General features: G+C 63.7%; 17 protein-coding genes and 1 tRNA gene. 7 read left to right on the plus strand and 11 right to left on the minus strand.

Annotated features, from left to right (window positions below):
- Window position 1: 1 nt before the first annotated feature.
- The 7 genes from rsfS to AC1RBA_RS22710 form a co-directional block, all read right to left on the minus strand.
- Window positions 2-691, minus strand: a complete 690-nt coding sequence (rsfS, locus tag AC1RBA_RS22680; protein WP_121670355.1) for a ribosome silencing factor — start codon at window positions 689-691, stop codon at window positions 2-4.
- The gene (gene nadD / locus AC1RBA_RS22685) at window positions 692-1,339 is read right to left on the minus strand and encodes a nicotinate-nucleotide adenylyltransferase (protein ID WP_256267163.1); all 648 of its coding nucleotides are present in this window, start codon (window positions 1,337-1,339) and stop codon (window positions 692-694) included.
- A 20-nt stretch (window positions 1,340-1,359) separates the two neighbouring features.
- Window positions 1,360-2,274, minus strand: a complete 915-nt coding sequence (gene hemF, locus AC1RBA_RS22690; protein WP_070310513.1) for an oxygen-dependent coproporphyrinogen oxidase — start codon at window positions 2,272-2,274, stop codon at window positions 1,360-1,362.
- A 129-nt stretch (window positions 2,275-2,403) separates the two neighbouring features.
- Window positions 2,404-3,954, minus strand: coding sequence for a class I SAM-dependent methyltransferase (locus AC1RBA_RS22695; RefSeq protein ID WP_492419882.1), 1,551 nt, complete (start codon window positions 3,952-3,954; stop codon window positions 2,404-2,406).
- 70 nt (window positions 3,955-4,024) lie between these two features.
- A complete protein-coding gene (locus AC1RBA_RS22700; RefSeq protein ID WP_492419883.1) occupies window positions 4,025-4,840 on the minus strand; it encodes a hypothetical protein in 816 nt (271 codons plus the stop codon).
- A 113-nt stretch (window positions 4,841-4,953) separates the two neighbouring features.
- Window positions 4,954-6,222, minus strand: a complete 1,269-nt coding sequence (gene purD, locus AC1RBA_RS22705) for a phosphoribosylamine--glycine ligase (RefSeq protein WP_070287865.1) — start codon at window positions 6,220-6,222, stop codon at window positions 4,954-4,956.
- Window positions 6,223-6,386: 164 nt separating this feature from the next.
- Complete coding sequence (locus tag AC1RBA_RS22710; RefSeq protein WP_070224399.1) at window positions 6,387-7,112, minus strand: YebC/PmpR family DNA-binding transcriptional regulator; 726 nt, start codon at window positions 7,110-7,112, stop codon at window positions 6,387-6,389.
- Between the two features lie 143 nt (window positions 7,113-7,255).
- On the opposite strand from AC1RBA_RS22710, the gene AC1RBA_RS22715 reads away from it, so the two are divergent.
- From AC1RBA_RS22715 to AC1RBA_RS22730, 4 genes are all read left to right on the plus strand, one after another.
- Window positions 7,256-9,739, plus strand: a complete 2,484-nt coding sequence (locus AC1RBA_RS22715) for an alkaline phosphatase D family protein (protein WP_492419884.1) — start codon at window positions 7,256-7,258, stop codon at window positions 9,737-9,739.
- 185 nt (window positions 9,740-9,924) lie between these two features.
- On the plus strand, window positions 9,925-10,845 hold the full coding sequence (locus tag AC1RBA_RS22720; protein WP_070287867.1) for a DMT family transporter: 921 nt from the start codon (window positions 9,925-9,927) through the stop codon (window positions 10,843-10,845).
- Window positions 10,846-10,874: 29 nt separating this feature from the next.
- Window positions 10,875-11,264 carry a methylglyoxal synthase gene (locus AC1RBA_RS22725; RefSeq protein ID WP_034786684.1) on the plus strand — a complete coding sequence of 130 codons (390 nt, stop codon included), beginning with the start codon at window positions 10,875-10,877 and terminating at the stop codon, window positions 11,262-11,264.
- 93 nt (window positions 11,265-11,357) lie between these two features.
- Window positions 11,358-12,287 carry a quinone oxidoreductase family protein gene (locus tag AC1RBA_RS22730; RefSeq protein ID WP_070224409.1) on the plus strand — a complete coding sequence of 310 codons (930 nt, stop codon included), beginning with the start codon at window positions 11,358-11,360 and terminating at the stop codon, window positions 12,285-12,287.
- A gap of 181 nt (window positions 12,288-12,468) precedes the next feature.
- Here the strand turns inward: AC1RBA_RS22730 and AC1RBA_RS22735 are convergent, their stop codons facing one another.
- Window positions 12,469-13,098: a DUF4136 domain-containing protein gene (locus AC1RBA_RS22735; RefSeq protein WP_230502363.1), complete on the minus strand. Its 630-nt coding sequence runs from the start codon at window positions 13,096-13,098 to the stop codon at window positions 12,469-12,471.
- A gap of 199 nt (window positions 13,099-13,297) precedes the next feature.
- On the opposite strand from AC1RBA_RS22735, the gene pepN reads away from it, so the two are divergent.
- From pepN to AC1RBA_RS22750, 3 genes are all read left to right on the plus strand, one after another.
- Entirely contained in the window at window positions 13,298-15,952 is a 2,655-nt protein-coding gene (gene pepN / locus AC1RBA_RS22740; protein WP_492419885.1) for an aminopeptidase N, read from the plus strand.
- 133 nt (window positions 15,953-16,085) lie between these two features.
- A complete protein-coding gene (locus AC1RBA_RS22745; protein ID WP_070287874.1) occupies window positions 16,086-17,087 on the plus strand; it encodes a class 1 fructose-bisphosphatase in 1,002 nt (333 codons plus the stop codon).
- A 117-nt stretch (window positions 17,088-17,204) separates the two neighbouring features.
- A tRNA-Thr gene (locus AC1RBA_RS22750) sits at window positions 17,205-17,280 on the plus strand.
- Window positions 17,281-17,354: 74 nt separating this feature from the next.
- On the opposite strand, the gene AC1RBA_RS22755 is transcribed toward AC1RBA_RS22750, so the two are convergent.
- The 3 genes from AC1RBA_RS22755 to AC1RBA_RS22765 form a co-directional block, all read right to left on the minus strand.
- Window positions 17,355-17,765, minus strand: coding sequence for a cupin domain-containing protein (locus tag AC1RBA_RS22755; RefSeq protein WP_070310315.1), 411 nt, complete (start codon window positions 17,763-17,765; stop codon window positions 17,355-17,357).
- A 77-nt stretch (window positions 17,766-17,842) separates the two neighbouring features.
- Window positions 17,843-18,664 carry an AraC family transcriptional regulator gene (locus tag AC1RBA_RS22760; RefSeq protein WP_492419886.1) on the minus strand — a complete coding sequence of 274 codons (822 nt, stop codon included), beginning with the start codon at window positions 18,662-18,664 and terminating at the stop codon, window positions 17,843-17,845.
- Between the two features lie 98 nt (window positions 18,665-18,762).
- Entirely contained in the window at window positions 18,763-19,851 is a 1,089-nt protein-coding gene (locus tag AC1RBA_RS22765; protein ID WP_492419887.1) for a porin, read from the minus strand.
- Window position 19,852: the final 1 nt, after the last annotated feature.

Consider the following 19,852-nt stretch of genomic DNA (forward strand, 5'->3'; position numbering starts at 1 on the left):
CTTACGCTTCGACTTTTTTGATACGCTTGATCACGGTTTTTGCCGGTGCAGCATCGGCTGCCGGCTTGGCCGCGCGTGGGGCGCGCACTTTTTTCTCCGGCAGCGCTTTCAGCGCTTTCACGGCAGCTGCTTCGGTCTTGGTAGGCGCGACTTTCACGGTCTTGCCGACGGCTTTGGAAGCGGTGGTTTTTTTCGCCGGGGCTTTCTTGGCGGCGGTGGCAGCGGTGGCTTTCTTCGCTGGCGCTTTCTTTTCGATCACGGGCGAAGCTTCCACATTGGCCTTGCTTGCCGCCAGATGGCCGCTGACCTTTTTCGGCTCGTCGCCGGCCGCTTTTTTCGGCGCGCGCTTGGCGGCGCCCAGCTTGACCGGAGTGTCGCCCCAGATTTCTTCCAGGCGGTAGTAGGCGCGGATAGGTGCTTGCATGATGTGGACGATCATGTCGCCCAGATCGACCAGCACCCATTCACCGGTTTCCTCGCCTTCCATGCCGATGATTTGACCGCCGGCGTCCTTGACCTTGTCGCGCACCGAGGCGGCCAGCGCCTTGGTTTGACGGTTCGAGGTACCGGAGACGATCGCGATGCGGTCGAACAGGCTGGTCAGATGACTCGTTTCGAAGACGGCGATGTCTTGGCCTTTGACGTCTTCCAGGGCGTCAACGACGAGGGTTTGCAGTTTTTTGATGTCCATTTAGCTTTTGTATAAATTATGTTGTTCAATATAGTCTAGCACTAGCGGGGAAAGAAGCGAGTTTGCCCGATTTCCCCGTTGTAATGCCGCACGTATTTCGGTGGCGGAGATATCCACCGCGAAGTCCTGTGCCAGATAAGTCAGACCGTGCGGCGTGTTGCGGATGCTTTTCAGAGACCCCAGGCGGCGCGAAAACTCGTCGGCGACCACTTGCGGTACTGCTGTGTCATTCAGCGCGAAGCCGGGGCGGGCCGCGACGCAGATATGCGCGTATTCAAATAATTGCTGCCATTCGCGCCATGTCGCGAGCCGCTGCAGCTGGTCGGCGCCCATCAGGAAAACGATGGAAGCGCGCGGTCCCAGCTCGGCGCGTACCTGGCGCAAGGTATCGATGGTGTAGCTGGCCTGGCCATGTTCGCTGCGCTCGATTTCCTGGCGGTCGATCACCACGGGCAGGGGCAGGCCGGCAAAGGCCAGGCTGGCCATCTCGGCGCGCTGCTGGCCGGTGGCGCCCAGCTTGCTCTTTTGCCAGGGCGCGCCGGCCGGAATCACGCGCAGTTCGTCGGCGTGCAGCAGGCTGGAAAAATGCGTGCCCAGCGCGACGTGGCCCATGTGCACCGGATCGTAGCTGCCACCGAGTAGCGCCACGCATGCCGTACCACTTTCCTTCACGCCTGCAGCCAGTCGCGATGCACGAGGAAGTCAGTATACAACGCCGCTTCGGGACTGCCCGCTTCCGGGTGCCAGTCGTAGCGCCACTTGACCAGGGGCGGCATCGACATCAGGATCGCCTCGGTGCGTCCACCCGATTGCAGGCCGAACAGGGTGCCGCGGTCGAACACCAGGTTGAACTCGACATAGCGTCCGCGCCGGTAGCACTGGAAATCGCGTTCGCGTTCGCCGTACGGCGTGTCCTTGCGGCGCGCCAGGATCGGCACATAGGCGTCGATGAAGGCGTCGCCTGCGCTGCGCAGCATGGCAAAGCTGTCGTCAAAGCCCAGGGCGTTGAAGTCGTCGAAGAAGATCCCGCCGGCGCCGCGCGCTTCGCGCCGGTGCTTCAGGTAGAAATAATCGTCGCACCACTGCTTGAACTTCGGATGCAGTTCGCCGCCGAACGGCGCCAGCGCGTCATGGCACACCTGGTGAAAGTGCTTCACGTCGCCCGCGTCGCCGTAGTACGGCGTCAGGTCCATGCCGCCGCCGAACCACCATACGGGTTCGCCATCGGTATTCACGGTGCTGAAAAAGCGCACATTCATGTGCACCGTGGGCGCGTAGGGATTGCGCGGATGCAGCACCAGCGACACGCCCATCGCTTCCCATGCCTTGCCACCGAGTTCAGGGCGCGCGGCCGCGGCCGATGGCGGCAATGCGGCGCCGGTGACGTGCGAAAAATTCACGCCGCCCCGCTCGAACACATTGCCTTCCTCGATCAGCCGCGAAATGCCGCCGCCGCCCTCGGGGCGCTGCCAGGCATCGGTCAGGAAGGGCTTGCCGTCCTGCGCTTCGAGCGCCTGCACGATACGGCTTTGCAAATCGAGCAAATAAGCCTTGACGGCCGAAGGAGAGGGAGTTGACGACATCGCGTGGGCCGACGAGGCCGAAATAAAAAAGTAAGGACGGATTGTACCCTGTTACGCGTTTTTGTGATAGGGCGGCGCTTGCGCTGTGGTTTTGGGCTGGCCGCGCACACCGTCCGCGGCCAGCGCCTTCTACAGCACGCGCAATTGCTGCAGCACGGGCAGCGTGTCCCGCATGAATTCCTCGATGGCCGCGTTGAGCAACTGCTGGTGCGCCGCCTCGTCGGCGCATGCAGCGCCATCCTTGAGCAGGCGGCGCCCGCAGCGCGCCATGGCGGTGGCCGCCTGCGCCTGCAGGGTGGCCAGGTCCGGCTGCTCCCGCTCCTGGGTCAGCAGCGAAAACAGCAGCCGGTCGATGAATTCCGTATCGATACCGCTGCCTGTCAATGGCGAGCACAGGATGCGGTAATCGTCGCCGTAGCGCAGCTGCGCGCCGACGGTCTGGTTCAGGCGGCGCGCGGCAGCATCGCCGCTGTCGGCGTGCGCCTGACTCGGGAAATACATCACGACCTGGCCGCCGGTGACGAGCATGGCCGCCACCTCCGCCAGGCTTTGCACGCTCTGTCCGGGCAAGGAGGGCAGTGCGGCCAATTCGGCCAGGCTATGCGGGCCGTTGGCCAGCGCGTCGCAGACGGCGCCGTAGACCTGCTCGTTGCCTGTCACGACGCCCGCCTTGGTCTGGAAGGTAAAGGTCATTTTTGCGCGCGGTACCAGCATGGCCAGGTGCACGTCGGCGTAACATTCGGCCTGGCGCACGGCCCCCATGCGGCGCGCGCCCCGTACCAGCACGTCCTTGCGGAAGCTGGTATTGAGAAAATAATCCTTCATCGTTTCGCGCCTGGCCGCATCGGGCAGCAAGTCGATGGTGGCTTGCTGGTCGGCGTTCAGGTACAGCTCCGGAAAGGCCAAAGGCAGGTCGGCGGAGCCGGCAAAATCGAGCTTGGCGCGCGCCACATCGCGCATCACGTCGGCGTGGTACAGCGGTTCCCAGTCCTGGTTCAGATACTCATGCACGCTGTAATGGGGATCGCTGTTGATGAGCGCATTGAGGCGCGGCGCGAGTGCGGGATTGTCCGCGATGTAGCCAGCCTGCAGATTCTGCAACTGTTGCACATAGGCGATGCCAGCCTGCATTTGCATGTCGCTGCGGCCGGGGAAGCTGGCGGCAAACTCCAGCAGCAGGCGTTGCAGCGGCAGGGCGGAACTCCATCCCGGCATGGCGTTATAGCTGAGCGAAACGATGCCGCCCGGTTTCAGGTAGCGCGCGATGAAGTCGACGATGTGCTGGCGGTTCTCCCGGTTGACCCAGGTGTAGATGCCATGCAGGGTAATGAAGTCGAACTGCGGCAGATCGGCCACGCGGCCCTGCGCCAATTCTTCAAAGCTGTTCTCCAGCAGGGTCAGATTGCCCAACTGTGCCTTTGCCGCCAGGGCGCGTGCGCCGGCGACATGGGCCGGATTGAAATCGTTGCCGTAGAACTGGCCGTTAGGGTTGGCCGCGGCCAGCACGTTGAGCGTCTGGCCGCGCCCGAAGCCCAGTTCAAAGTATGTGTAGGGCTGGTCCAGGGGGACCGGTTCGATGCCGTTGAGGATGCAGCTGAAATTGAGGTGATGCGGACTCAGGTCGCTGTAAAAACCGTTGGTGTACTCGATATCCGACACGTATCCTTCATTCCAGGCCATGGTTTCCCCGCATTGGTGGCAAAACGGCAGTATGCCATCATCACCGCCGGCGCGGGAAGTGCGCCGTGGTTCAGCGCGCCGGCGGCGCGGCGCCGTCCTGCTCCACGGTGATGGACAGGTCCGGTCCGGCGCCGGGCAGGCGCGCACTTTCCACGGCCTGCGCGGCGCGCTGCTGCAGATCATGCCGTTCGGCGCCCTGCTCAGCGGTGGCGGCGGCGGGAGTGGGCACTTGCTTGCTGATCATGGCGCTGGCCGCAAAGGCCAGTACCAGCAGTATCAGCGCGGCCTTCACCCACGTTCCAGGGCGCGCATGGGCGGGCAGCTCGCGGCGGGTCTGGCGCGCGGCGGCGTCGACGATGATGACGGCCAGTTCCGAGCCGCGCTGGCGGGCGCGCAGGCGCAGCGCTTCAAATTGGGGCGCGGACAAGGTGCCTTGCCGGAGCATGTCGCACAGGGCGGCAACCGGCGAGGCGAGCAGGCGGTCCGCAGGCAAGCTGGCGTGCGCGGCGTCGCGCTGCCACTGGTCGATCAGGTCCTCGTCGTACAGGGTGTCGATGGCCTGGCGGTTGACTTGCCGCAGCGCGTCGGCGGCCAGTTGCTGGCGCTCGAGCAGGGCCGCGCCGTCATGCTGGCGCGGCAGGTCGCGCACCCGCTGCAGGAAGCCGTGCTGCGGCAGCAGGTCCGTGAGCAGCAGCCATGCCAGTGTGTCGACCAGCCCCGCGTCAGCGGCCAGTTCCGGCACGTCGATATCCTCTTCTTCGTTATGGCTGCGTTGCAGTTCGATAATGTCCAGTTCGGCGATGGCGTCGTCGAGTTCATCGTCCGTGATCAGGCCGAGCTGGCGCACCTGGGCGAGGGCGGGGTGGAGTTGGCTGGGGCTGGACATGGGCTGTATCTTAGCGCAACGCCGGTTTTCCCGGCGCGCCAATACGAACGGGGCCGGGGCGGATGACTTCCGCGCCGGCCCCGCCGTTTGCCGCAAAGCGGCGTGCTGGGTGCTTAGTGCTTCAGGCCGCGCCAGCCGATGTCGCGGCGGTACTGCGCGCCGTCGAAATGGATTTTTTCCACGGTTTCATATGCCTGCTTCTGCGCCATCTTGATGCTGTCGCCCAGGCCCACCACGCACAGCACGCGCCCGCCGTTGGTGACCAGGCGTTCGCCGTCGATGCGGGTGCCCGCATGGAAGGTGACGGCGTCCGGCGTTTCGGCCGGGATGTCGCCGATCGGCGTGCCCTTGACGGGATCGTCAGGGTAGCCGGCGGCGGCCATCACGACGCCAACGGCCGTGCGGCGGTCCCATTCCAGTTCCACGGCGTCCAGCGTGCCGTTGACGGCGTGTTCCATGACGGTGACCAGGTCGGTCTTCAGGCGCGCCATGATGGGTTGCGTTTCCGGGTCGCCCATGCGGCAGTTGAATTCCAGCGTCTTCGGCGTGCCCTTGTCGTCGATCATCAGGCCCGCGTACAGGAAGCCCGTGAACGTGATGCCGTCCTTGGCCATGCCCTGGATGGTCGGATTGATGATTTCGCGCATGACGCGCGCATGCATGGCCGGCGTGACGATCGGCGCTGGCGAATACGCGCCCATGCCGCCCGTGTTCGGGCCCTGGTCGTGATCCTTCAGACGCTTGTGATCCTGGCTGGTGGCCAGCGGCAGGATGTTCTTGCCGTCGCACATGACGATGAAGCTCGCTTCTTCGCCGGCGAGGAATTCCTCGATGACGATGCGCGCGCCGGCGTCGCCGAACTGGTTATCGGACAGCATCATGTCGACCGCCTGGTGCGCTTCTTCCAGGGTCATGGCAACGACGACGCCCTTGCCGGCGGCCAGGCCGTCGGCCTTGATGACGATCGGCGCGCCCATGGCGTCGACGTAGGCATGCGCGGGAGCGACGTCGGAAAACGTCTGGTAGGCGGCCGTCGGGATGCCGTGGCGCTGCATGAAGGCCTTGGCGAAGTCCTTCGACGACTCCAGCTGTGCCGCTTCCTTGGTCGGGCCGAAGATTTTCAGGCCGCGCGAGCGGAACAGGTTGACGATGCCGGCCGCCAGCGGCACTTCCGGGCCGACGACGGTCAGGCCGATGTGTTCCTGCTGAACGAAGTCGGCCAGCAATTGTGGGTCGCTGATGTCGAGATTGACCAGGCGCGCATCGCGCGCGGTGCCGCCGTTGCCCGGTGCGACATACACCATCTGTATGCGTTCGGACTGGGCCAGTTTCCAGGCCAGGGCGTGTTCGCGGCCGCCAGAGCCGACTACCAGAATTTTCATAGGGACCGTTCGTTCAGTGTGGGTTGCAGGGCGGCGGTGCCGCCCTTGTTTAACATATTGCCTGGCACGCGGTAAAAATGTTCAGGGCAAGGCGCATGGCCGAAGACAGTACGGCTAGTACGGCGAGGCCATGCAACGCCGCCATGGACTTTTTTACCCCGTGCCTAGTTTTCGATGAGGGCGTTGGTGAAGACTTCCTGGACATCGTCCAGCAGTTCCAGCGCATCGATCAGTTTTTGCATCTTGACGGCGTCGTCGCCCGCGTAGACGGTTTCCGTCGCCGGCTTCATGATGACTTCGGCCACTTCGGCCTTGAAGCCGGCCGCTTCCAGCGCTTCCTTGACGGCGGCGAAATCGTGCACGGGCGTGACCACTTCGAAGCCGCCTTCTTCATCGGCGATGACGTCGTCGGCACCCGCTTCCAGGGCCGCTTCCATCAGCTTGTCTTCGTCGGTGCCCGGCGCGAACAGCAGCTGGCCGCAATGCTGGAACATGAAGGCGACGGAGCCTTCGTTGCCCATGTTGCCGCCATTCTTGTTGAAGGCGTTGCGTACCTCGGCCACCGTGCGGACCTTGTTGTCGGTCATGCATTCGACGATGACGGCCGCGCCGCCCACGCCGTAGCCTTCGTAGCGCACTTCTTCATAGTTGGCGCCATCGACGCCGCCGCTGCCGCGGTTGATCGCGCGCTGGACGTTGTCTTTCGGCATATTGGCGTCAGCCGCCTTGTCGACGGCCAGGCGCAGGCGCGGATTGGTGATGGCGTCGGCGCCGCCCATGCGGGCCGCGACCGTGATTTCCTTGATCAGGCGCGTCCAGATTTTGCCGCGCTTGGCATCGGTGGCAGCCTTTTTATGCTTGATATTGGCCCATTTGCTATGTCCTGCCATGTCGAATCTTCCTTAGACGGGTGTTCAATTGTGGCCGACATTTTAGCATATCGGCCCCCTGCGAAGCGGCATGGCTCCGTCATCAGGATGACACAATCTGTTGCTAAAGTGACGCGCTTTCACCATATCGAGGGCGCGACATCATGGCAAGTCAAATGGACAGGCGGCAATTTCTGAAATTGGGCGGCTTTATTACGGTTTCCGTGGCCACCGTCGGCCTTGCCGCCTGCGGCAGCACCGATCACAGCGATCCTGGCGTGCCGCTGGCCTCGGGCAGCGACTGGAAATTCCCGCAAAGCGTGGCCTCGGGCGACCCGCGTGCCGACAGCGCCATGCTGTGGACGCGCGTCGTGCCAGCCAGTTTCGACGCCGTCGCGCCCGCCGTGGCCGGCAAGTCGGACGTGGCCGTGCGCCTGATCGTCAGCGCCAGCGACAATACGGCCGCCCTGGGCGGCAATACGGCCCTGGCCGGCACGCCCATCGTCGACGCCAAGCTGCCCCTGAAAGCCGATTTCGACAATACGCTGCGCCACAAGGTGACGGGTCTGCAGCCGGGCCAGGTGTATTTTTACCAGTTCATCGCCGGCGACGTGCGCTCCAACGTGGGCCGCTTCAAGACGGCGCCCGCCGCGACCAGCGACGTGTCGCAGCTGCAGTTCGCCTACCTGACGTGCCAGGACTGGAGCATCAACCATTGGGGCGCGCTGTCGCACATCGCCGCCAACGAATCGCTCGATTTCATCGTCCACCTGGGCGATTACATCTATGAAACGGTGGGCGAGGCCTTCCAGAGCGGCGCCGTGGAAAGCCGCCACGACCAACTGAAATTGCCCGACGGCACGTATAAAAGCGGCACCTCCGGCGCGAAATACGCGACCACGGTGGCCGATTACCGCTACCTGTACAAGAAATACCGCACCGATACGCGCCTGCAAGCTGTGCACGAGCGCTTTGCCTTCATCGCCATCTGGGACGACCATGAATTCACGGACGACGCCTGGCAGGATGCCTCCACCTACGAAGGCATCGTGGCGCTTGATGGCAGCGATCTGCACCAGCCGGCCCGCCGCCGCAGCGCCAACCAGGCATGGTTCGAATACATGCCGGCCGACGTCACGTTCGATGCCGCCGCGACAACGTTCCAGAACATCCAGATCTACCGCGATTTCCAGTTCGGCAAACTGATGCAGCTGGTGATGACGGACGAGCGCCTGTACCGCGCCGACCATGCGATCGCCGAGTCGACGATCAACCCGGCCACGGGCAAGCCGCTGGGCAGCATCGGCAGCCGCTACCTGGTGCCGCAAGCGCTGTTCGACAGCGTGGAAGGGCAGAAAATGGCGGCCGCCACCAAAGCCGGTGCCGACTCGCTGGCCTTTGTTGCCATGCTGGGCAGCACGCAGCGCGACTGGTGGAAAAGCAAGATGAAGGCGGCCACCTCGACCTGGAAGCTGTGGGGCAATGAAGTGTCCCTGCTGCGCATGGGCTTGAATGGCACGGATGCGATTGCCACTTTGCTGGCCCTGAGCGCGATGTCGAACGTGGGCCAGGCCATCGCCGGCACCTTGCCGCTGGTGGGCGGCAGCGTGCCGCTGGCCTGCGCCATCGTGGCCGCCTCGACGGCCGGTGCATCGCAGTCCGTGGCGCAGGCGGCGGCCATGGCCATTGCCGGCGCGGCAGCCAATGCCGGCGCGCAGGGCGCCGCTGCCGTCGGAGCCGGCTTGAGCGCGGCCCAGGCCGGCATCACGGTAGCCGCCTACAACAGCGGCTCGCCTGCGGCCGCCGCGCAAGTGATCGCCTTCGGCTGGATCAAGCCCGACGTGCAGGCCAAGGGCGCGGCGTCCAGCTTTGTCGCCGCGTCGGGCCAGCAAGCGGCGCTGGCGCCGTTCTTCACGCGCTTTCTGCTCAATTGCGACCAGTGGGATGGCTACAACAGCGAGCGCAAGAATTTGATGGCGCACCTGAAAAACAACGCCATCGGCAATGTGGTCGCCATTACCGGCGATATCCACTCGTTTTTTGCCGGCACGGTCAGCGACGACTTCGACGCGGCCGGCGGCGGCACGCCCGTCATGGTGGACCTGGTCTCGGCGGGCGTCAGCTCGGATTCCTTCTTCAGCTATCTGAAGTCGGCCGCTGGCGCCTTGGGCGACATCGGCACTCTCGTCAGTTATCCGTTGGCCATTCCCGTCACGGGCCTGGGCACGGTCAACCTCGACGTCAACCTGCTCGACTACACCATGGGCAAGACGGCGCCCACCGTCGACAGCCTGCTGGAGCAGTTGCGCGTGCAACTGCGCGGCGCCCTGGCCGCCAAGGGCGTGCCGGAAGCCCAGCTGGACGCGACCGTATCAGCCGTGCAGGCTGGCTTGAAAGTGAGCACTGACTTCAGCGTGACCCTGCTGGGCCTGGCGCAGCAATTATCGGGCCTTGGCAACAATCCGTGGATCAAGCATTTGAATACGGATGCGCAGGGCTACACGGTGGTGACCTTGACGCCAGGCAAGCTGGTGGCGCAGTTCAAGCAGGTGAATAAACTGATCGGCACGGCGGCGCCGTCGAACGTGATTGCGCGCGTGACGACGGCCACAGTGACGGCGGGCGCGGCGGCGGTGGTGGTGGCGTAAAGGGTAGGTCGGATTAGCGCGGCCATGCCGCGCGTAATCCGACAACATGGTTGGCGGGGATGGGGGGCGGGTTACGTTGCGGTGGTGTCGGGTTACATTGCGGTGGTGTCGGGTTACGCCCTTTGGGCTAACCCGACCTACGCCCCACCCACGCCGCCTTTGGCTTTTGCCATTACAATCTGGGCATGAGCTCCAGTTCCCCGCAAGCAACCCCTCCATCTATTCCCCGTTCCGTCTATCTCGGTGGCCTGGCCATCGCCGTGGGCGGGGCGGTGCTGTTTTCCACCAAGGCCATCGTCGCCAAGCTGCTGTACCGCTACCAGATCGACGCCGTCACCCTGATCGCCTTCAGGATGATCTTCTCGCTGCCCGTGTTCGCCGTCATCGCCTGGTGGAAGATGCGCACGGAGCCGCCGTTATCAAACAGCGACCGCTGGCGCCTCGTCGGGCTGGGCCTGGTCGGCTATTACCTGTCCAGCTATCTGGACTTCCTGGGCCTGCAATACATTTCCGTGGGGCTCGAGCGCCTGATCCTGTTTCTCACGCCCACCTTCGTGCTGCTGATTACCACCGTGTACTTCAAGCAGCGCATCAGCCGCCTGCAGTGGCTGGCCTTGCTCACTTCGTATTGCGGCATCGTGCTGGTGTTCGTGCACGACTTGCAGGGCGGCGCCAGCAATGTGGCGCTCGGTTCCACCCTCGTGCTGGGCTCGGCCTGTTCGTATGCCGTGTATCTGCTGGGCTCGGGCGAGCTGGTGAAACGTATCGGCTCCATGCGCCTGGTCAGCTACGCGATGTGCGTGGCCAGCTTTGCCTGCATCGCCCAGTTTTTCATTTTGCGCCCCGTCGAATTGCTGATCCAGCCCATGCCCGTGTATGGCTTGTCTTTGCTCAATGGCATCTTTTGCACGGTGATGCCCGTCTTTATGACGATGATCGCCGTCGAACGCATCGGCGCGCCCGTCGCTTCGCAGGCGGGCATGATCGGCCCCGTGTCGACCTTGTTCCTCGGTGCCATGATCCTCGACGAACCGATCACCAACTGGCAACTGGCTGGCACCAGCCTGGTATTGGCCGGTATTTACTTGCTGTCGAAAAAGAAATAATTCCTTCACTCACTGAAATGGTCCGCACCATGAAAACACGCATCGCCCTGATTGCCCACGACAAGAAAAAAGATGACATGATTACCCTGGCGGGCGAATACCTGGATTTCCTCAAGGGCTGCGAACTGTCGGCCACGGGCACGACGGGCGGCCGCCTGATCAACGAGCTGGGCCTGGCCGTCGAGCGCAAGCATTCGGGCCCGTTCGGCGGTGACTTGCAGATCGGCTCGCTGCTGGTGGAAGGCTTGATCGATTGCGTGATTTTCCTGCGCGACCCGATGACGCCGCAGCCGCACGAGCCGGACATCAACGCCCTGGTGCGCGCCTGCGACGTGCACAACGTGGCGTGCGCAACGAATCTGTCGTCGGCGCACCTGGTGCTGTCGCAACTGCAGGCGCGGGCCAGCGCGGCCGCCTGACGTTTTTCCCGATTCTTCTTCAAGGAGCATATTGTGAGCGCAACGATTACCACCAAAGCCATCCGCGTACAGCGCGTGGGCGGCCCTGAAGTGATGGAATACGTGGACGTGGAACTGCCGCCGCCCGGCCCCGGCGAGGCGCGTGTGAAACACGAGGCCATCGGCCTCAATTTCATCGACGTGTATTTCCGCACGGGCTTGTATCCGCAGCCGCTGCCGAATGGCTTGGGCGTGGAAGGCGCGGGCATCGTCGAGGCGGTGGGCGAGGGCGTCACGGAAGTGAAGGTCGGCGACCGGGTGGCCTATGCGGCGCGCATCAATGGCGCGTACGCGCAGCAGCGCAACCTGCCGGCGGCCCTGCTGCTGGTGCTGCCCGAGCGCATCGGTTTCGATACGGCCGCCGCCATGATGCTGCAAGGCTTGACGGTGCAATACCTGTTCCACCGCACTGTGGCGCTGAAGGCGGGCGATACCGTCCTGTTCCACGCGGCCGCGGGCGGCGTGGGCCTGATCGCCTGCCAATGGGCCAAGGTGCTGGGCGTGAATCTGATCGGCACGGCCGGTTCCGATGAAAAGGCGGCGCTGGCCAAGGCGCACGGCGCGGCCCACGTCATCAACTACAACACGGAAAACTTCGTCGAGCGCGTGCGCGAGATCACGGGCGGCAAGGGCGTCTCCGTGGTCTACGATTCCATCGGCAAGGATACCTTTACGGGTTCGCTCGACTGCCTGGCGCCGCTGGGCATGATGGTCAGCTTCGGCAACGCTTCCGGTCCCGTGCCGGCATTTACGCTGAGCGAACTGGCGTCGCGCGGTTCGCTCTTCATCACGCGCCCGGCCCTGTTCAGCTATGCCTCGAACCGCGCCAACCTGGAAGAGATGGCCACTTCGCTGTTCGGCGTCGTCAGCAGCGGCGAAGTGCAGATCGAGATCAACCAGCGCTACAGCCTGGCCAATATCGCCCAGGCGCACACGGACCTGGAAGGGCGCAAGACGACCGGTTCGACCATCATCGTGCCATGAGCGGCGGCAGTGACGGCACGCCGAAATTCGGCCGCCTGCTGCTCGTGCTGTTATTGGCCGTGGCGCTGATCGGCGCGCTCACCTTTGCCGCCGAGGCGTATTACTCATAGGCATAAAACAGGCATGAAAAAACCGGCTGGCGCATCGCTGCACCAGCCGGTTTTTTTGTCTTGCCACGAAATTATTCTATTTTCACTTCGACCTTGCGGGGCACGCCACTCTGGCCGGGAAAGTCGGCAAAGGCGCTCGCTACCATGGCTGGCATCACTTGCGAGGTGGCGCGCTTGTTGCTGGTCGATTGCACGGTCACGTCGTAGAGTTTCTTGCCGTTGCGGTCATTGATCGTGATGCGCAATTCGCGCTCGTATTTGTGGCGCACGCTTTCCTCGACATCCATCGGGCCATACCAGTAGGGGTTGTAGCCGAAGCGGCCATAGCCTGGCCATGCGCCGTAGCGGTAGCCGTAGCGGCCAGGCCAGTAGCCAGGACCATACCAGAATGGGTCGGTGGCTTGCAGCACGCGCTCAGGATAGTCGACGGTGGAAAAATGCATTGCCACGCGCAAATTGGCTGCCGCAGGGCCGGAAGCTTCGCCGAAACCGTGCTTGGCCAGTTCCGCGCGCACCAGGTTCTGGTAGCTGCGGTATTCCAGCGTGTCATTTTCGGCATCTGGCGTTTCAAACGCATACGATTTGTCCTGCAATTGCGCAGGCCACTCATGGAAGACGGTCACATCGCTGCGTATGGTGGTGGCGCATCCGGTCAGCAACACGGTCAATGCGGCCATCATGATGGTGAGATATCGTTTCATTGCATGACCTCCTGATTAGTAGACGCAATTCATCGCTTAGTATTATAAGAATAGTTCTATTTGTTTCTATTCATTATTACAGAATGTTACCTGGTATGTCGGCGTGTAAGGGAATCCAACATTCCTGAGCTGAATCGCGACTATCGGGGGGCTGGTGTTGGTAAAATAGGCTTTTGCCTCCGCTCCCACCCAAATCCCTATGCGCACAGACAGCCCTCAGACGATTTACCGCAAAGATTACACGCCGCCCAGCTTCCTGGTCGACAGCGTCGAACTTGGTTTCGATCTTGATCCCGCCCGCACAGTGGTGGCGAGCCGGATCCGCATGCGCCACAACCCGGCCAGCTCCAGCCGCAGCATCGAATTGCATGGCGAACACATCGAGCTGGTGATGGTGCGCCTGAACGGCAAGCAGCTGAAACCGTCGCAATACAAGCTGACGGCCGGCATGCTGACCATCCCCAAGGCCCCGGACGATGTTACGCTCGATATCGAGACCGTGCTGGCGCCGCAGGACAATACTTCGCTGTCCGGCCTGTACGTGTCGAACCATAATTTCTTCACGCAGTGCGAAGCGGAAGGCTTCCGCCGCATCACCTTCTTCCCGGACCGCCCGGACGTGATGGCCAAGTACACGGTCATGCTGCGCGCCGACAAGGAACACTATCCGGTGCTGTTGTCGAACGGCAACCTGATCGAAGAGGGCGACCTGGGCGACGGCCGCCATTACGCCAAGTGGGAAGACCCGTTCAAGAAGCCGTCCTACCTGTTCGCCCTGGTCGCCGCGCGCCTGGTATGCCAGGAAGAGCGCTACACGCTCCAGTCCGGCCGCGAAGTGCTGCTGCAGGTGTGGGTGGAAGAGGGCAACCTCGATAAGACCGATTACGCCATGCAGTCGCTGAAAAACTCGATCCGCTGGGACGAGGAGCGCTTCGGCCTGGAGCTGGACCTCGATCGCTTCATGATCGTCGCCGTGGGCGACTTCAACATGGGCGCCATGGAAAACAAGGGCCTGAACATCTTCAACACCAAGTATGTGCTGGCCAATCCGCGCGTGGCGACCGACGTCGATTACGCAGGCATCGAAGCGGTGGTGGGCCATGAATACTTCCATAACTGGACCGGCAACAGGGTGACGTGCCGCGACTGGTTCCAGCTGTCGCTGAAGGAAGGCTTGACCGTGTTCCGCGACCAGGAATTCTCGGCCGACATGATCGGCACGGACACGGGCCGCGCCGTCACGCGCATCGACCAGGTGCGCACCCTGCGCCAGGCGCAGTTCCCCGAAGACGCGGGCCCTATGGCGCATCCCGTGCGTCCCGACTCTTTCGTCGAGATCAATAACTTTTATACGGTCACCATCTACGAAAAGGGCGCCGAAGTGGTGCGCATGTACCAGACCCTGGTCGGCCGCGACGGTTTCCGCAAGGGCATGGACCTGTATTTCGAACGCCACGATGGCCAGGCCGTGCAGTGCGACGACTTCCGCGCCGCCATGGCGGACGCGAATGGCCGCGACTTCAGCCAGTTCGAACGCTGGTACAGCCAGGCCGGCACGCCCGTCGTCACCGCTTCCACGCGCTACGACGCCGCCAGCCGGACGTTCGAGCTGACCCTGGCGCAAAGCTGCCCCGCCACGCCGGGCCAGCCGAAAAAACTGCCTTTCCACATTCCCGTCACCGTCGGCTTGCTGGCTGCCGATGGCAGCGACCTGCCGCTGCACGTGGATGGCGTGGCGTCGAACGGCGCGGCCAGCGTCGTGCTGGAATTGACGCAGGCGTCGCAGACCTTCCGCTTCACGCAGGTGACGGAAGAACCCGTGCCATCGCTGCTGCGCGATTTTTCCGCGCCCGTGGTGCTCGAATACGGCTATACCGACGCGGAGCTGCTGCACCTGTTCCGCCACGACAGCGATCCCGTGAACCGCTGGGAAGCGGGCCAGCGCCTGGCCATGGAGCGCCTGCTGAAACTGACCGCCGCCGTCGCCGCCGGCGAGACCCTGGCGCTGGACGACACCTTCATCGCCGCGCAGCGCGCCTTGCTGGCCGACGACACCCTCGATCCTGCCTTCCGCGAGCTGGCCCTGATCCTGCCGTCGGAAACCATCATCGCCGAGCGCATGGCGCAAGTCGACCCGCAGGCGATCCATGCGGCGCGCCAGTTCATGCGCCGCACCATCGCGGCAGCCCTGAAACCTGAATTGCTGGCGCAATACCACGCCAACCAGACGCCGGGCGACTACAGCCCCGACGCCCTGTCGGCCGGCAAGCGCGCGCTGAAAAACCTGGCCCTGTCGTATCTGCTGATCGCGCCCGAAGCTGCGGAGCTGGACCTGGCGCGGCTGCAGTTCGACAATGCCGGCAACATGACGGACCGCGCCGCGGCGCTGGCGGCGCTGATTCATTCCGGCTCGCAGCCGCATGCGCAGGCGGCCTTGACCAGCTTCTATGCCGACTTCGAGAACGAGGCGCTGGTGGTCGACAAGTGGTTCGCCATGCAGGCGGCCGCGCCGACGACCGACGTGCAAGCCGTGCGCCAGCTGATGACGCATCCGGCCTTCACCTTGAAGAATCCGAACCGCGCGCGCAGCCTGATCTTCAATTTCACCAACGGCAATCCATCGCAATTCCATGTGTCCGACGGCAGCGGCTACGTCTTCTGGGCCGAGCAGGTCATCGCGCTCGACGCCCTGAACCCGCAAGTGGCCGCGCGCCTGGCGCGCTCCATGGACCGCTGGCGCCGTTACGTGCCGGCGCTGCAAAACCACATGCGCACGGCGCTGGAGCAAGTCGCCGGCCAGGCCAGTTTGTCGAACGACGTGATGGAAGTCGTTTCCAAGGCATTGGCCAATTGACGGCTGTCGGATGACGCCCTGCGGGCTGATCCGACCTACACGGCGTCATGATTTCGTAGGTCGGCTTAGCGCCAGGGGCGCGTAAGCCGACAGGTACCGAACGAGACGTATTTAAAACTAACGAAGGGGTTTCATGAAACGCATCAGTCTTACGCAATACCTGGTTGAAGAGCAGCGCTCGAACAACAGCATTCCGGCCGAACTGCGCCTGCTGATCGAAGTCGTCGCGCGCGCCTGCAAAACCATCAGCCACGCCGTCGGCAAGGGCGCCCTCGGTGAAGTGCTGGGCACGGCCGACACGGAAAACGTGCAGGGCGAAGTACAGAAAAAACTCGACATCATCTCCAACGAGATTTTGCTCGAAGCGAATGAATGGGGCGGCCACCTGGCGGCCATGGCGTCGGAAGAAATGGAATCGATCCACCCGATCCCGAACCGCTATCCGAAGGGCGAATACATGCTGCTGTTCGACCCGTTGGACGGCTCGTCGAACATCGACGTCAACGTCTCGATCGGCACCATCTTCTCCGTGCTGAAGGCGCCGGACGGCATGGGGCAGCCGACGGAGAAGGATTTCATGCAGGCGGGCAGCAAGCAAGTGGCGGCCGGTTACGCCGTGTACGGCCCGCAAACCATGCTGGTGCTGACCTTCGGCAATGGCGTGAATTGCTTCACCCTGGACCGCGAAATGGGTTCGTGGGTGCTCACGCAAAGCAATATGCAGATTCCGCCGACGACGAAGGAATTCGCCATCAATATGTCGAACGCGCGCCACTGGCATCCGCCCGTGAAGCGCTATGTCGACGAACTGCTGGCCGGCGACACGGGCCCGCGCGGCACCAATTTCAACATGCGCTGGATCGCCTCGATGGTGGCCGACGTGCACCGCATCCTGAACCGCGGCGGCATCTTCATGTACCCGGCCGACCTGCGCGACACCTCGATGCCGGGCAAGCTGCGCCTGATGTACGAAGCGAACCCGATGGCCTTCATCGTCGAGCAAGCGGGCGGCGCGGCCACCGACGGCCAGCAGCGCATCATGGACATCGCCCCGCACAAGCTGCACCAGCGCGTGCCCGTTTTCCTCGGCTCGAAGGACGAAGTGGCCCGCGTCACCGCGTATCACGCCGAGTAAAAAAGCCGCACTTTTCCACGATTTTCAGCGGCCCGCAGCCGGGCTGCTAAAAAAATGCAAAAAAGTTCGCGTTGACACTAGCAAATTTTGTGCATTGTTTGTAGAATGTGGGTCTTCGCCGTTGTAGCTCAGTTGGTAGAGCAGCACATTCGTAATGTGAAGGTCGCCAGTTCGATTCCGGCCAACGGCACCAGGTTTCATCAGAAAGCCCGCTGACTTGCAAAAGTCAGCGGGTTTTTTGTTTTTGTCACTGTTATCTTTCCTGCTTCAGATCCACTGATCGTTCTCCACAGTGCGCTCGCCCGCGTCGCCGTCGCCCGTGTTGACCACGCCGCGCGGCTCGATCAGCAGCAGCCTGGTTTCGGCGAGGGCGCACGGTTTATGTTCGACACCCTTGGGCACCACGGCCATCTGGCCGGCAGTGAGCACGATGGCGTGTCCTTCCGCGTAGCCAGGGCCGCGCAGGGCGATGCGCAATTCGCCGTCCAGCACGATAAAGGTTTCATCCGTATCGGCGTGCCGGTGCCATTGGAATTGGCCCAGTACCTTGACGACCTTGAATTGGTAGTCATTCATTTCGGCGATGACGCGCGGCTGCCAGTGCCCCTCTAACAGGGAGACCTTGCCTGCCAGGTCGATGGATCGGCCCTGGCCGCGCGTGGTGGTGGTGATAGTCATGCTGTGCTCCGTTCAAGTGGCGATACAGCCAGAATACGCAGGCGCCTGCCGGCCGTATTGAACGATCGTGGGTGTTTTCAGCCTTGGCCGCTGGCGTAGCGTAGCCAGCGGCCAGGCGTCAGTCCATGGGTCTTCAGGAAATGTCTCGTCATGTGGCTCTGGTCGGCAAAGCCCGCGGCCATGGCGGCCGAGGCGAGCGTGCTGCCTGCCAGCAGCAGGCGCCGCACCATTTCCAGGCGCCGCATCGTCAGATAGCGGTACGGGCTGGTGCCGTAGAAGACGCGAAAGTCGTGCGACAGGCTCCAGCGGTCGCGTCCCGTTGCCGCTTCAAGTTCCGCCAGGGTGACGGCGTGGGTGCAGTGCGCCTGCAAGTAGTCGCGCGCGCGCCGCGCCGCCAGGAAGTCGCCTTTTGGACGTTGCGCCGGCGTGCCGGCCGCCGCCGCCAGCGCATGCGCCAGCTCGGCCAGCGCCTCGCTCTGTTCCAGCGCTTCGAGCGGGTGGCCGTCGTGCGGCAGCAAGGCGGACGTGGCCGCCGCCAGGCGGGGATCGGTCGACACGCCGCCTTCAATGAAGGGCAGCGCGCGTCCGCCCAGCACATCCTGGAGCAGCGCCGGTTCGATATACAGCATGCGGTAGCGGAAGCCTGCGTCGGTGCCCGCCTGGCCATCGTGCGCCTCGTCGGGATGCAGGATCATGGTATTGCCGGGCAGGCTGTCGCGCTGGCCGCGGCGGTAGCTGAAACGCTGCACGCCCGCCAGCGTGCGGCCGATGGCGTAAGTGTCGTGGCGGTGCATGGCATAGGCCTTGCCCTTGAACCATGCCTCGATGCGTTCGACCCCTTGTACCGGTTCGGCGCACTTGACCCAGTCGCTGCGCGCTGGAGCTGATGCTCGCTTCATGGTGTTTGTCTGTGGATGCCCGCCCTGGTTGCCGATTGCTGACTGTACCCGCCGCGCGCGGGGCTGTCCACGAAAACCGCCGTATTGGAAATCGTGGCTCAGAAATTGTGCCGGATTCCCAGCGCCACGCCCGACAAGGTGGCGCCCTTGGTTGCTGCGTCGCGTCCCAGGCTGTTGATGGCAAAGTCGGCGACGCCGTTGCTGCCGTTGGCCAGGCGCGTGTAATAGGCATACAGGCTGCTGCGTTTCGACAGCTGGTAGTCGTAGCCGGCGGTGGCGTGGGTGGCGCCCGTACCGGTTCCCGCGCGCACCGTGCCGATGGTTTCCAGCGCGCCGCCGCTGGCGCTTTGGGCATGCGCCAGGCCGAAACGCAAGCCGTGGGGACCGAACTGGCGCGTGGCGGAAAAGTAGGCCGTGCGGCGGCGCAGCTCACCCGTGGGCGTCGCATAGCGCAGGCTTTCCACTGCCACCGCCAGCTGCGTGGCACTGTCGATCCGCCAGGCGATCGCCAGCTTGCTGCCACGGTCGGTCAGCCCGCGTCCCTGGTAGTCGTGATGGTCTTCCTGCGCCAGGGTGGCGTACAGGGCGCCGCCGTCGTAGATCAATGCGGCCGAAGTCAGTGCCGGATGCGCGCCGCTGGCGGGCCGCTCTTCCCCCATGCCGCGCGCCACGCGCAGCGACCAGCCCTGCCATGGCGGCGACCAGTAATGCAGGCTGTTCTGCTGGCGCCGGTCGAACGAGTAGGTGTTGCTGGTATTGCTATCGTTCGAGGCGGAGCCATTGCCCATCAAGCTCATGTAGCCGGCCGTGGTGGAATAGAACGGGTCGAGCGCGGACGTGGCGCTGTTGTAGGGCAGGGTCCAGTTGCCGCCAAATAGCGTGCCCCACGGTCCGGCAATGCCGACGCGCGTGTCGCGCGCGGCCAGGCTGCCGGCGCCCGAGTCGGGTGCCAGGGTGCCCTCGACCTGGAACAGCGCCTGCCAGCCGCCGCCCAGGTCTTCCGTGCCGCGAAAACCGAGCACGGAGCGGTTGTTTGACAGCCGCTGCACGCTGTCGCCGCTGCCGGACGAGTGCAGCGCTTCGAGCGCCACGTTCAGGCGGCCGTACAGCTGCACGTTTTCCTGCGCCTGGCTGGGCAGGGCGGCCGCCAGCGCAAGGGCGCCGGCAGCGCATGAGAATGCACGCATC

The organism is Janthinobacterium sp. GW823-FHT03B06 (assembly GCF_058796955.1).

Coding starts and splice junctions, on each gene's coding strand:
- rsfS (WP_121670355.1), bottom strand. CDS start 691: ATGGACATCAAAAAACTGCAAACCCTCGTCGTTGACGCCCTGGAAGAC.
- hemF (WP_070310513.1), bottom strand. CDS start 2,274: ATGTCGTCAACTCCCTCTCCTTCGGCCGTCAAGGCTTATTTGCTCGAT.
- AC1RBA_RS22695 (WP_492419882.1), bottom strand. CDS start 3,954: ATGGCCTGGAATGAAGGATACGTGTCGGATATCGAGTACACCAACGGT.
- AC1RBA_RS22700 (WP_492419883.1), bottom strand. CDS start 4,840: ATGTCCAGCCCCAGCCAACTCCACCCCGCCCTCGCCCAGGTGCGCCAG.
- purD (WP_070287865.1), bottom strand. CDS start 6,222: ATGAAAATTCTGGTAGTCGGCTCTGGCGGCCGCGAACACGCCCTGGCC.
- AC1RBA_RS22710 (WP_070224399.1), bottom strand. CDS start 7,112: ATGGCAGGACATAGCAAATGGGCCAATATCAAGCATAAAAAGGCTGCC.
- AC1RBA_RS22715 (WP_492419884.1), top strand. CDS start 7,256: ATGGCAAGTCAAATGGACAGGCGGCAATTTCTGAAATTGGGCGGCTTT.
- AC1RBA_RS22720 (WP_070287867.1), top strand. CDS start 9,925: ATGAGCTCCAGTTCCCCGCAAGCAACCCCTCCATCTATTCCCCGTTCC.
- AC1RBA_RS22725 (WP_034786684.1), top strand. CDS start 10,875: ATGAAAACACGCATCGCCCTGATTGCCCACGACAAGAAAAAAGATGAC.
- AC1RBA_RS22730 (WP_070224409.1), top strand. CDS start 11,358: ATGGAATACGTGGACGTGGAACTGCCGCCGCCCGGCCCCGGCGAGGCG.
- AC1RBA_RS22735 (WP_230502363.1), bottom strand. CDS start 13,098: ATGAAACGATATCTCACCATCATGATGGCCGCATTGACCGTGTTGCTG.
- pepN (WP_492419885.1), top strand. CDS start 13,298: ATGCGCACAGACAGCCCTCAGACGATTTACCGCAAAGATTACACGCCG.
- AC1RBA_RS22745 (WP_070287874.1), top strand. CDS start 16,086: ATGAAACGCATCAGTCTTACGCAATACCTGGTTGAAGAGCAGCGCTCG.
- AC1RBA_RS22755 (WP_070310315.1), bottom strand. CDS start 17,765: ATGACTATCACCACCACCACGCGCGGCCAGGGCCGATCCATCGACCTG.
- AC1RBA_RS22760 (WP_492419886.1), bottom strand. CDS start 18,664: ATGAAGCGAGCATCAGCTCCAGCGCGCAGCGACTGGGTCAAGTGCGCC.
- AC1RBA_RS22765 (WP_492419887.1), bottom strand. CDS start 19,851: ATGCGTGCATTCTCATGCGCTGCCGGCGCCCTTGCGCTGGCGGCCGCC.